The sequence below is a fragment of the Cellulomonas sp. P1_G12_2 genome (genome assembly GCF_056405535.1).
On sequence record NZ_JBFUBX010000001.1, the window covers coordinates 761,096 to 773,426 of the forward strand.

10 protein-coding genes are annotated in these 12,331 nt (G+C 73.4%); 4 read left to right on the top strand and 6 right to left on the bottom strand.

From position 1 onward, the window contains the following. The first annotated feature begins 11 nt into the window (after positions 1-11). From AC1DXT_RS03710 to atzF, 3 genes are all read left to right on the top strand, one after another. Positions 12-695 carry a GntR family transcriptional regulator gene (locus AC1DXT_RS03710; protein ID WP_477060006.1) on the top strand — a complete coding sequence of 228 codons (684 nt, stop codon included), beginning with the start codon at positions 12-14 and terminating at the stop codon, positions 693-695. Positions 696-994: 299 nt separating this feature from the next. Further along, positions 995-4,600 (top strand): urea carboxylase, encoded by a 3,606-nt coding sequence (uca, locus tag AC1DXT_RS03715; protein ID WP_477060007.1) that lies wholly within the window; start codon positions 995-997, stop codon positions 4,598-4,600. Then, a complete protein-coding gene (atzF, locus tag AC1DXT_RS03720) occupies positions 4,597-6,363 on the top strand; it encodes an allophanate hydrolase (RefSeq protein ID WP_477060008.1) in 1,767 nt (588 codons plus the stop codon). Before uca ends, atzF begins: the two co-directional genes overlap by 4 nt. Before the next feature lie 17 nt (positions 6,364-6,380). On the opposite strand, the gene AC1DXT_RS03725 is transcribed toward atzF, so the two are convergent. The 5 genes from AC1DXT_RS03725 to AC1DXT_RS03745 form a co-directional block, all read right to left on the bottom strand. Continuing rightward, positions 6,381-6,656 carry a DUF4031 domain-containing protein gene (locus AC1DXT_RS03725; RefSeq protein WP_477060009.1) on the bottom strand — a complete coding sequence of 92 codons (276 nt, stop codon included), beginning with the start codon at positions 6,654-6,656 and terminating at the stop codon, positions 6,381-6,383. A 30-nt stretch (positions 6,657-6,686) separates the two neighbouring features. After that, entirely contained in the window at positions 6,687-6,977 is a 291-nt protein-coding gene (locus tag AC1DXT_RS03730) for a WXG100 family type VII secretion target (RefSeq protein ID WP_477060010.1), read from the bottom strand. A gap of 421 nt (positions 6,978-7,398) precedes the next feature. Further along, a complete protein-coding gene (locus AC1DXT_RS03735; RefSeq protein WP_477060011.1) occupies positions 7,399-8,223 on the bottom strand; it encodes an HD domain-containing protein in 825 nt (274 codons plus the stop codon). Positions 8,224-8,266: 43 nt separating this feature from the next. Next, entirely contained in the window at positions 8,267-9,799 is a 1,533-nt protein-coding gene (locus AC1DXT_RS03740; protein ID WP_477060012.1) for a sensor histidine kinase, read from the bottom strand. Next, positions 9,796-10,515, bottom strand: a complete 720-nt coding sequence (locus AC1DXT_RS03745; RefSeq protein ID WP_477060013.1) for a response regulator transcription factor — start codon at positions 10,513-10,515, stop codon at positions 9,796-9,798. Before AC1DXT_RS03745 ends, AC1DXT_RS03740 begins: the two co-directional genes overlap by 4 nt. Positions 10,516-10,697: 182 nt before the next feature. On the opposite strand from AC1DXT_RS03745, the gene AC1DXT_RS03750 reads away from it, so the two are divergent. Further along, positions 10,698-11,450 carry a type 1 glutamine amidotransferase gene (locus tag AC1DXT_RS03750; RefSeq protein ID WP_477060014.1) on the top strand — a complete coding sequence of 251 codons (753 nt, stop codon included), beginning with the start codon at positions 10,698-10,700 and terminating at the stop codon, positions 11,448-11,450. Positions 11,451-11,505: 55 nt separating this feature from the next. Here AC1DXT_RS03750 and AC1DXT_RS03755 read toward each other — a convergent pair whose 3' ends face one another. Next, the gene (locus AC1DXT_RS03755) at positions 11,506-12,270 is read right to left on the bottom strand and encodes a PspA/IM30 family protein (protein WP_477060015.1); all 765 of its coding nucleotides are present in this window, start codon (positions 12,268-12,270) and stop codon (positions 11,506-11,508) included. Positions 12,271-12,331: the final 61 nt, after the last annotated feature.

Below are 12,331 nucleotides of genomic sequence, written 5' to 3' on the forward strand. Positions count from 1 at the left end.
GCTTCGTGACCATGAGCACGGAGGATCCCCGCTCCTTGCGGGACGTGGTCTACCAGCAGCTGCGCGACGAGATCCTCAACGGACGGGTCTCGCCGCGGGAGCGGCTGACGGAGCCCAAGCTCGGCAAGCAGTTCGAGGTCTCGCGCACCCCGGTGCGCGAGGCGCTGTCGCGACTGCTCTCCGACGGTCTCGTGGAGCGCACCGACTTCGGGTACGCCGTCGTCGTGCCCAGCCTGGAGGACCTGCGCAACCTGTACGAACTGCGGATCACCCTCGAGCTGCGCGGGATCGCCCGGGCCATCGAGAACCCGCAGGTCCGGCACGACGAGGAGCTGCTCCGCGCCGAGCGCGACAAGTGGGCGGAGCTGCGCGACGCCCCGCCCGAGCCGGACGCCAGCTTCGTGCTCTTCGACGAGGGGTTCCACCAGGTGCTCTCCCGGTCGTCGGGGAACACCCAGCTCACCGGTGCCCTGGTCACCGTGAACCAGAAGATCCGTGCGGTGCGCATGCACGACTTCGTGGAGCCCGACCGCATCACCGCGACCATCGACGAGCACCTCGAGATCATGACCCTCGTCCTCGCCCGCGAGCTGCCCGCGGCACTGACCGCCCTGCACAAGCACGTGGGGGAGTCGCTCGAGGTCGTCATGCAGCGTGCGACCCAGTCGATGACTCGGATGGCTCTCGCAGGCTGACGGCCCGCTGCCCCCCGCCCGCCGCGACGTCCGCAGGTTCGGCCGTCCCGGCGCTCGACGGTGCGGACACTGCGTCGACCAGCTGTTGGGTCCGCACGATCGGTCGTCCCGGCGCTCGAACGTGCGGACGCTGCAGGGGTGGCTGCCACCGCGCCACGCTCGGGAGCAGGTGTAACGCACCGTTTACGCGGGGGCGTGGGCCGGGAAACACGGTCTCCGTAGCGTGCCGGATACCGGGGTGTATACACCCTGCGCCGGACGCCTCCGTGGGCCCGGCCCGACCGCTCCCGGGGGACGCCGTGTTCGACACCCTGCTCGTGGCCAACCGCGGCGAGATCGCCGTCCGCATCCTGCGCAGTGCGCGCGAGCTCGGGCTCAAGACGGTCGCGGTCTACTCGGACGCCGACGCGGCTGCCCCGCACGTGCGGCTGGCGGACGTCGCGGTGCGTCTGGGCCCCGCGGCGGCCGGCGAGAGCTACTTGCGGCCTGAGCTCGTGCTGCACGCGGCGGCCGAGAGCGGCGCCGGTGCGATCCACCCCGGGTACGGGTTCCTGTCCGAGAACGCGCAGTTCGCGCGGGAGGTCGAGGCAGCGGGGCTCGCGTTCGTCGGGCCGACGCCCGCGCAGCTGTCGGTGTTCGGCGACAAGCACCGGGCGCGCGAGGCGGCGGCCGCGGCGGGCGTTCCACTGGTCGCGGGCAGCGGGCTGCTGGGGTCGGTCGAGGAGGCGCTCACGGCCGCGTCCGTCGTCGGCTATCCCGTCATGGTCAAGGCCGTGGGCGGTGGCGGGGGGATCGGCATGCAGGCCTGTGCCGACGCCGACCAGCTGGTGGCCGCGTTCGACCGCGTGCAGCGCCTGGCGGCGGCGAGCTTCGGCAGCGCCGGGGTGTTCCTCGAGCGGTTCGTGTCCCGCGCGCGGCACCTGGAGGTGCAGGTGTTCGGCGACGGGCTGGGCCGCGTGGTCAGCCTGGGCGACCGCGACTGCTCGCTGCAGCGGCGCAACCAGAAGGTGGTCGAGGAGGCACCGGCGCCGGCCCTTCCCGACGACGTCCGGTCGATGCTGCACGAGTCGGCCCGCGCGCTGACGGCGTCCGTGGCGTACCGGTCGGCGGGGACGGTCGAGTACGTGTACGACGTGGACCGCGGCGAGGCGTCGTTCCTCGAGGTCAACACGCGTCTGCAGGTCGAGCACCCGGTGACCGAGGCCGTGACGCGCGTCGACCTGGTGGCCTGGATGCTGCAGCTGGCCCAGGGCGACGTCTCGTTCCTGGACGAGGTCCCGGACGACGGCCCGGCGATCCAGGGCCACGCCGTCGAGGTCCGGGTCTACGCGGAGGACCCGCGCAAGGACTACCAGCCGAGCGCCGGTCTGCTCACGGAGGTGATCTACCCCGACGACCCCGGGGTGCGCGTCGACGCGTGGGCCGAGACCGGGCAGCAGGTCACCAGCCACTACGACCCGATGCTGGCCAAGGTGATCGTGCACGCGGCGGACCGTCCGGCTGCGTTCGCGGCGTCGGCCCGCGCGCTCGCGGCCACCCGGTTCACCGGGGTGCAGACGAACCTTCCTCTCCTGCGCGAGGCGGTCCGGCAGCCCGACGTGCTGGCCGCGGAGCACACCACGGGCACGCTCGCGGGCGTCACCGACGACGAGCCGTACATCGACGTCGTCCGGCCGGGCGTGATGACGACCGTGCAGGACTGGCCGGGCAGGCTCGGGTTCTGGGACGTCGGCATCTCGCCCTCGGGGCCCATGGACGACCTCTCGTTCCGGCTGGGCAACCGCGCGCTGGGCAACCCCGAGGGTGCGCCCGGGCTGGAGTGCACGCTGACCGGCCCGCGCCTGCGGTTCAGCCACGAGACCGTCGTCTGCGTGACCGGCGCGCCGGCGCCCGTGACGGTCGACGGCCTCGCGGTGCCGCAGTGGGAGCCCGTGACCGTCCCCGCCGGCGCCGTGCTCGACGTCGGGGCTCCGTTCGATGCGGGCCTGCGCACCTACGTCCTGCTGCGTGGTGGGCTGGACGTGCCGCTCTACCTCGGCTCGGCGTCGACCTTCTCCATGGGCGGCTTCGGCGGGTACACCGGCCGGGCGCTCGTCGTCGGCGACACGCTCGTGCCGGGCGTCCCCGACGGACCCGATCCGGTGGTCGTGCCGGAGGACGTCCGGCCGCAGCTGGTGCACGAGTGGGAGGTGGCGGTCCAGGAGGGACCGCAGCCGGCGCCGGCGTACTTCACGCCCGCGGACATGGAGATGTTCTACGCCTCCACGTGGCAGGTGCAGACGCACGCCAACCGCACGGGCATCCGGCTGACCGGCCCGAAGCCGCAGTGGGCGCGACCCGACGGCGGCGAGGCGGGCCTGCACCCGTCGAACCTGCACGACAACCCGTACTCGGTGGGCGCCCTGAACGTCTCCGGCGACACCCCGATCCTGCTCGGCCCCGACGGCCCCAGCCTCGGCGGGTTCGCCTGCCCGCTGACCGTGGTGGTCGGGCACCGCTGGAAGATGGGCCAGATCCGGCCCGGCGACACCGTCCGGCTGGTGCCCGTTCCCGACGCGACCGCGGACGCCCTGCGCACCGACGACGCCCTCCGCGCGTCCGCGCACCTCGGGCCTGACGTGCTCACGGGTCCCGACGGCGACGACGGCGTCCTCGCCCGGGTCCCGGGCACGCCCGACGTGGTCTACCTGCGCGGTGGCGACGACAACGTGCTCGTCGAGTACGGCCCGATGGTGCTCGACCTCGGTCTGCGGATGCGCGTGCACGCCCTGGGCGAGGCTCTGTCGGGCACCCCGGGCGTCATCGACATCACCCCCGGAGTCCGCAGCCTGCACGTGCACGTCGACCCGTCGGTGATCTCGGTGCACGCGCTCGTCGACGTCCTGGTCGGGCTCGAGGCGTCGCTGCCCGCCACGGAGGACCTCGTCGTGCCGAGCCGCCGCATCCACCTGCCGCTGTCGTTCGACGACCCGGTGATCGCCGAGGCGGTCGCCCGCTACCAGGCCGGAGTCCGCCCGGAGGCACCGTGGCTGCCGTCGAACATCGAGTTCGTCCGCCGGGTCAACGGCCTGCCCTCCACCGACGACGTGTTCGCCACGATGATGGCCGCCGAGTACCTGGTGCTCGGCCTCGGGGACGTCTACCTCGGCGCCCCGCTGGCCGTCCCGCTGGACCCGCGGCACCGCCTGATGACCACCAAGTACAACCCGGCGCGCACCTGGACCGCCGCGGACACCGTCGGCCTCGGCGGCCAGTACCTGTGCGTCTACGGCATGGACTCGCCCGGCGGCTACCAGCTGGTCGGCCGGACCGTGCCCATCTGGTCCGGGCACCGGCAGCGCGGGGTCTTCGAACCCGGCAAGCCCTGGTTGCTCCGGTTCTTCGACCGGGTCGTCTGGCACCCGGTCGCGGCCGACGAGCTGCTGGCCCAGCGTGACGCGTTCGCCGCCGGGCGCCTGGACGTCGAGGTCGAGCACGGCACGTTCTCCTACCGCGAGCACCTGGAGCTCCTGGCGGAGCACGCCGACGACATCGCCGAGTTCCAGGCCCGCCAGGCAGCCGCCTTCGCCGACGAGCGCGCCGCCTGGGCGCTCGCGGGCGAGCTCGACTCCACCGACGACGGGGAGCCTGCGCACGCCGGTGACGTCGCCGCGGGACCGGGCGAGATCGAGCTGCTCGACGGGTGCGTGCTGGTCGAGGCGCCGATGGTCGGCAGCGTCTGGCGGATCGAGGCCCAGGCCGGTGAGCAGGTCAAGGAGGGCGACCTGATCGTCGCGCTCGAGGCCATGAAGCTCGAGCTCGGCGTGGTCGCCCCGTCGGACGGCACGGTCCTCAAGGTGCTCGTCCAGCCGGGTCAGCACGTCGGCCCCGGCGCGCCGCTCGCGATCTTGGCGGTGGGTGCGTGACGGGGACGACGATGGACGGCGTGGCGAGCGAGATGCGGGTGTCGACAGCTGTCGGGGTGGCCGAGGCACGCGTCCGCGCCGCCTACGCCCGGATCGCCGAGGTCGACCGGCCGGAGGTCTGGATCACTCTCCTCCCGGAAGCCGTGGCGCTCGACGCCGCCCGGGAGATCGATGCCCGCCGCGCAGCCGGTGCCGTGCTCCCGCTCGCAGGGCGCACGGTGGCGGTCAAGGACAACATCGACGTCGCGGGGGTCCCGACGACGGCCGCGTGCCCGTCCTACGCCACGGAGCCCGCAGGCAGGCCGGGGCCCGCGACCGTCACCGCGCCCGCGATCCAGGCCCTGGTCGACGCGGGTGCCGTCGTGCTCGGAAAGACCAACCTCGACCAGTTCGCCACCGGGCTGGTCGGAGTCCGCAGCCCCTACGGCGCGGTCCGGCACGCGACCCTGCCCGAGCGCGTCTCCGGGGGGTCCAGCTCCGGGTCGGCCGTCGCGGTCGCGCTCGGCATCGCCGACATCGGGATCGGTACCGACACCGCCGGGTCCGGCCGCGTGCCGGCGGCCTTCGGGGGCCTGGTCGGCATCAAGACGACCCTCGGTCTCGTGCCGACGACAGGGGTGGTGCCGGCCTGCCGGAACTACGACGTGGTCACCACGTTCACCCGCGACCTGGAGCTCGGCGTGCTGGCCACCCGCACGATGACCGGTGCCGACCCGCTGGATCCCGTGCGTCGCCCCTGGCCGGCGGGCGTGCGGCTGGGACTGCGTTCGGTGCCGGTGGTCGCCGTGCCGCGCGACGAGGACCTCGCATCGCTCTCGCCCGGCTGGCGAGCAGCGTTCGACGCCGCGGTGGTCGCCGTCCGGGCCGTCGGTGCGCAGGTCAGGCGCGTGGACATCTCCGGCATGCTGTCCGCCGCCCGGCTGCTCTACGACGGCGCGATCGTGGCCGAGCGGTACGAGGCGGTGGGCGCGTTCCTCGCCGACGCACCCGACGCCGACCCGACGGTGCGCTCGATCATCCTGGCCGGCCGCGACACCCCCGCCCACGCGTACGTCCGCGACCGGGCCCGGCTGGCGGTCGCCAAGGTGGAGGCCGACGCGGTGCTGGACGGCTGCGACCTGCTCCTGCTGCCGACGACCACCGAGCACCCGACCATCGCGGCGGTGCAGGCGGACCCGATGGCCATCAACCGCCGGCTCGGCACCTACACGAACTTCGTCAACCTCCTCGACATGGCCGCCGTCGCGATCCCCGCCGGCACCGCGGACGGGGGACCGTTCGGGGTCACGCTGGTGTCGCGCGCGTTCGACGACCAGCTGGCCGTGGACCTCGCGGCGCGGATGCTGGGAGTCGAGAGCGCCCCGCTGGTCGAGGCCGGCGTCGACGTCCTCGTCGTCGGCGCCCACCTGCGCGGCCAGCCCCTGAACCGTGAGCTGGAGGAGCTCGGCGCCCGGTTCGGCCGGCCGGTCCGGACCTCGGACGCCTACCGCCTGGTCGCCCTCGACACCCAGCCCCGCAAGCCCGGCCTGCTGCGCGTGGGACCCGGCGCGGGTGCACCGATCGCGGGAGAGGTGTGGCGACTCTCGGCGGGCGCGCTCGGCAGCATGCTCGCCGGGCTGCCCTCGCCGATGATGCTGGGCCAGGTCGAGCTCGAGGACGGGTCCTGGGTGGTCGGCTTCGGCTGCACCGCCGAGGCGGGCACCGCCGGGGCCGACATCACGGCGACCGGTGGCTGGGTGGAGGCCCTGCGGCAGGGACTCTGAGGAGCTCCGCCCGCGGCCTACCGGTGCCGACCGCGGTCCCGGGCGGGCACCCGCAGCCCCGATGCCCGCAGCCGCCGGATCAGCTCCTTGGCGCTCACCAGCTCGGCGCCGAGCGCCACCAGCTCCTCGATCCGCTGGTCCGGCACGTCGTAGTGGTCGAGGTCGAACCCTCGCGGCGGGATCCCCGCCCGGGCCGCGAAGGCGTGCAGCTCCTCCAACGACGAGTCGCTGACCAGATGGCCCCAGAGCATGCCGTGGTTCGGCCACATCGGGGGGTCCACCAGCACCGTCACGGCCCGAGCGTAGGCACGGGAGGGCGGTCCTCACACGCTGAACAGCCGGGACGCCTGCGACTCGGCCTCCGCGTAGGTGCGCGCCGCCGACTGCATCGCGGCCACGATCTGCTCCAGCGACGCGTCGAGCCGTGCCTCCGTGGCCGACCAGTCGGCCAGCACGCCGGAGAACGCGGTCGCTGCGGCGCCCCGCCACGAGCCCTGCAGGTCAGCGAGCTGGCGGTGCATCGCGGCGACCTCGCTGCGGATCGCGCCCGCACGCGCCTGGACGCTCGCCGCCGCCGTCGCGACCTGTGCGCTGTCGACCTCGTACCTGCTCATGCGACCTCCGTCGTCCACGCCGGGTGGTCCCGGCTCCTGGTCGAGGACGCTAGGAGGGAGGGGGGCCGGGTGGGCCGGGAGAGCGCAAGCCGGGGGAGAGGGCGCGCAGCGGCGGGCTGTGGGCGGCTCGACGGGCGCCCGCGGTCCGTCCCCGGCCGGGGTGCCGCTGCACCCCGGTCCGGGACCGACCAGCTCCCAGTCACACACATTCGCAGCCCGACCAAGGACCAGCAGAACGGAGGCACGCGAGAGCGCTCCCACAGCGTACTACGCGGCCCGCCCGGCGAGGCGCTCGACGACGTCGCGCAGCACCCCGGGGCGCAGCACGATCAGGCGGCGGTCAGGAGCGCGCCGCGCTCGAGTCCTCGGTGTTCGCGGTGACGTGCGAGGACGCACTCGCGGCGCCCGCCACGCGGCACGGTCAGGAGCGAGCCGCGTTCGAGTCCTCGGTGCCGCGCTCGGCGGTCGCGGAAGCGTTCGAGGACGCGCTCGAGGCACTGTCCGAGGCGGCAGTGCTCGCGGCCGCGGCCTCCGCGGCGGCGGACGCAGCCTCCGCGTCGATCGCGCGGAGCTCCTTCTCCAGCCGCTGCAGCTCGCCGGACAGGTTCTGCCGTGCCGGCTCCTCCCAGGCGGCCCCGAGCGGGCTGACGAACAGGGACGGGCGGGCCAGGAGCTTGTGCAGGATCCGGACGCGGGCGCGCAGGTAGTCCTCGACCGGCAGGTGCGCGTACTCGGTGCGGATGTCGTGGACGTAGGCCTTGTACTTCTGCGGCTCGGTGGCGAGCATCGCGAGGTCCGCGTCGCAGAGCACCGCGCAGTCGAAGTCCGACGGGTTGGGGGCGTGCCGGACCAGGGCGACGACCAGGTCGTGCACGCGCTGGGCGCGCGGCTCCGGCACGCCGAGGGCGATCAGCTCGTCGAAGGCGAGCCGCGCGCTGGCGATCTCGTCCTCGCCGCCGCGGTTGGCGTAGGCCTTGCGGTCGGCGGCGTCGAAGATGGCGCCGTGGTACCAGGCCGCCAGTCGCACGACGTCGGGCTGGTGGGTCTCCTCGACCAGCTCGTCGACCCGGCTCAGCACGTCGACCAGGTGCTTCAGGTTGTGGAACGACCGTCCGGGCGAGCCCCATCGGTCCACCAGCGCCTGGCCGGCGTCGCGGATCTGCTCGGTCGAGGCGGTGGCGCCGGCGCCGACGGCGCTGCGTACGAACGCGGACAACAACCACTGCGGTGCGTCATGGACGCCCATGAATCAGCCTTCATCCGACGGTAGGAACCCGCCATGGTAGCCCTCAGGGCTGTGACTCGGGGGTCGGGGCCGGCAGCGTGACACGGACCGTCGTCCCCCCTCCGGGTGTCTGCTCCAGGTGCACCGACCCGCCGTGCGCGTCGACGATCGCGGCGACGATGGCCATGCCGAGGCCCGCGCCACCGGAGTCGCGCCCTCGGCTTGCGTCCACCCGGTAGAACCGCTCGAACACCCGGGCGGCGTGCTCCGGGTCGATGCCCGGGCCGTGGTCGCGCACCTCGAACGCGCCCTCGCCGGTCGGTAGGGTCCCGACGGCGATCTCGACGGGGGTGCCGGGCGGGGTGTGCTGGACCGCGTTGCCGACGAGGTTGGCCAGCACCTGCCGTAGCCGCGACTCCTCGCCGTCCACGATGCAGGGCGCACCCGCGGCGCCGTCGACCAGCGGGACCAGCCGGGTGGGCCGGGACGGGTCGAGGGCGTGCAGGTCGCTGACCGCGTCGGCGGCGAGCACGGTGAGGTCCACGGGTCCCGTGTGCATGGGGCGGCCCTCGTCGACGCGCGCGAGCGCGAGCAGGTCCTCGACGAGCGCACCCATCCGGATCGCCGACTGCTCGATGCGGCGCAGGGTGTCGTCCACCTGGTCGGTCGTGGTCAGGGCGCCCATCCGGTACAGCTCGCCGTAGCCGCGGATGGTGGCCAGGGGGGTGCGGAGCTCGTGGGAGGCGTCGGCGACGAACCGGCGCATGCGGGCCTCGGAGGCGCTCTGAGCACCGAACGCCAGCTCGATCTGCGCGAGCATGCCGTTCAGTGCGGCGCTGAGCCGTCCGACCTCGGTGTGCTCGGGACCCGGGGCGACGCGCTGCGACAGGTCCCCGGCGGCGATCGCCGCGGCCGTCGTCTCGATCTCGCGCAGCGGCTTCAGCGAGCGTCGGACCGCCCACGCGCCGGCCGCGGCACCGAGCAGGACGATCCCGAGGCCGCTGAGCAGCAGGACGAGGGTCATGTGCTTCACGGTGCGCTGGATGTCCCCGAGCGGGAGCGCGATGACCGCGGTGCCGACGCTCCCGTCGCGCATCGAGAAGTTATACGCGACGACGCGCCACTGCGAGCCCGGCTGCGTGGAGGGGACGGTGAACGGGTCGCCGTGGCGGGCGGTCGCCTGGTCGATGCTCAGGGACGGCACCTTCGGCGTGCCGTACTGGTCGCGGGTCGTCTCCGAGAGGATCGGCAGCTCGTCGTTGTCCACCGCGTAGCGCAGGTAGTAGTCGCTGGGCGTGTAGAACGGGTTGCCGGTGAGGTCGAGCTGGCTGAGCCGCTGCTCGGCCACCTGCGTGCCCTCGGTCTGCAGCTTCTTGTCGACCTGGCCCACGAGCGTGCCCTCGAGCAGCGCCGCGCTGGTCGCCCCGGCGAGCACCAGCCCGAACGCGAGCAGGACCGTGACGATGCCGACGAGGCGGGTGACCAGCGGGACGCCCGCCCAGCGGTCCCGGAGCGTGGCCAGCGGCCGCGGACCGGGTGTGGCCTCGGCGGACGCCGACGCGGGCGCAGGGTCGGTGGTTGTCGTGTCCGTGCTCACGTCGACTCGCGCAGCAGGTAGCCCACGCCGCGCTTGGTGTGGATGAGCGGGGGCAGCCGGGTGCCGTCCGCACCGTCGATCTGGTCGATCTTGCGGCGCAGGTAGGAGATGTAGGACTCGACGATGTTGGCGTCGCCGCCCCAGTCGTACTGCCAGACGTGGTCGAGGATCTGCGACTTCGACAGCACGCGGCCGGGGTTGAGCATGAGGTAGCGCAGCAGCTTGAACTCGGTGGGGGACAGGTCGACGGGATGGCCGGCGCGGACCACCTCGTGGGAGTCCTCGTCGAGCTCGAGGTCCGCGTACCGCAGCACGCTGCCGTCGTCGTCGAGACCCGGCCGGGTGCGCCGCAGGACCGCGCGGATCCGGGCGACGACCTCCTCCAGGCTGAACGGCTTGGTGACGTAGTCGTCGCCGCCCACCGTCAGGCCCTGGACCTTGTCGGCCGTGTCGTCGCGGGCGGTGAGGAACAGGACGGGGACGTGCTGGCCCTTCTCCCGCAGGCGGCGGGTGACCGTGAACCCGTCCATGTCGGGGAGCATGACGTCGAGCACCACCAGGTCGGGCTCCACCTCGCGGGCGAGGCGCAGCGCGGAGCCTCCGTCGGCGGCCGCGAACACCTCGAAGCCGGCGAACCGCAGCGACGTGGCGAGCAGCTCGCGGATGTTCGGCTCGTCGTCGACGACGAGCAGACGTGCCTCCGGGGGTGTGGACATCCTCCGATTCTCCGCCCGGATCCTGGGAGTTCGCTGGGTGAATGCGGGGTTGGTTCGAGTGCGATGACGCGCACGCGTGACAGGTTCATCCGGTCGGCAAAGGTGGCCGACCGGGACAGACCGGGACAGACCGGACGGTCGTTTCTTGCAGGATTCCGGTAGTGCAGGGGTACCGTCTGCGCGTGACCCTCCCCTTCTCCGGTGGCCCCCGACCGGTCGTCACCGTGATCCAGAGCTCCCCCGACGTCCCGCTCGACCGCTTCGGCGAGTGGCTGGACGTCGACGTGCGCGTCGTTGCGGCCTTCGCCGGTGAGAGCGTTCCCGCGGCCGACGAGGTCGGCGACGGTCTCGTCGTGCTCGGCGGCCACATGTCCGCCTACGACGACGCCACAGCCCCGTGGCTCCCCGCGCTGCGCGTGCTGCTGGCCGACGCGAGCGCCCAGGGCGTCCCGACGCTCGGCATCTGCCTCGGCGCCCAGCTGCTGGCCGCTGCCCGCGGCGGTCGCGTGCAGGTGGCGGCCCCTCCCGGGCGCGAGGCCGGCATCGTCGACGTGCGCTGGCGACCCGAGGCGACCGGCGACGCCGTCGTCGGCGACGTCGCGGCGCTGGCCGACGGCCGGTACAGCACGCCGCAGCCGAGCATGCACGCGGACGCGGTCGTGGACCTGCCCCGTGGCGCGGTGTGGCTGGCGTCCTCCGCCATGTACCCGTACCAGGCGTTCCGGATCGGCTCCGCGTGGGGTGTGCAGTTCCATCCCGAGGCCGGTGCGGACACGCTGCGCGGCTGGGCCGACGGGCACGACGACGTCGACACCGAGGCCGTGCTCGCCGCCTACACCGCCCGCCAGGGCGAGGTCGAGGCCGTCGGCCGGACCCTCGCCGAGTCGTTCGCGGCGCACGTGCGCGCGACGGCGCAGGAGCCCGTCTCCGCCTGACCCGACAGCAGAACGCCCGACCCCTGACGCAGGGGTCGGGCGCTCTCGTCGTGCGTCAGGCCTCGATCTCCGGGGTGACCCGGGTGGTGCCCAGCTGCTGCGGTGCGTTGCCGGCCTTGAGAGCGGCAAGCCGCGCCTCGACCTCGATCTGCTCGGAGGACGCCTCGAGCTCCGAGAACTGCGAGTCGAGGGACGACGCGGCGATCTCCGCCTGACCGAGGGCCAGTGCCTCCTCGCGACGCACCTTGTCCTCGAACCGCGCGATCTCGCTGGTCGGGTCCAGCACGTTGATCGAGCTGATCGCGGTCTGCACCGTCTGCTGCGCCTCGGCGGACTTCTGCCGGGCCACGAGGGTGTCGCGGCGGGACTTCAGCTGGCCGAGCTTGTCCTTCATCATCGCGAGGCCGGACTTCAGCTTCTCGACGGTCTCCCGCTGCGACGCGATGATCGGCTCCGCCTCGCGGACCTCGCCCTCCGCGGTGAGCTGCTTGCCGAGCGCGATCTTGGCGAGGTTGTCGAACTTGTCGGCGTTCGCGGTGTCCCCGGCGGAGCGGTACTGGTCGGCGCGGCTGGACGCGGCGAGCGCCTTGCTGCCCCACTCGCGCGCCGCGGAGACGTCCTCGTTGTAGTCCTGCTCGGCCAGGCGCAGGTTGCCGATGGTCTGGGCGATCGCCCGCTCGGCCTCCCCGATCGAGCTGGTGTAGTCGCGCACCAGCTGGTCCAGCATCTTCTGCGGGTCCTCGGCCTGGTCGATGAGCGCGTTGATGTTGGCGCGGGCCAGCTGGGTGATCCGCCCGAACACGCTCTGCTTCTCGGTCATCGCTCGTGCCTCTCGTCGTCCGTGTCGACCGGACAGTCCCGGCCGTCGTGCCCATCGCTGC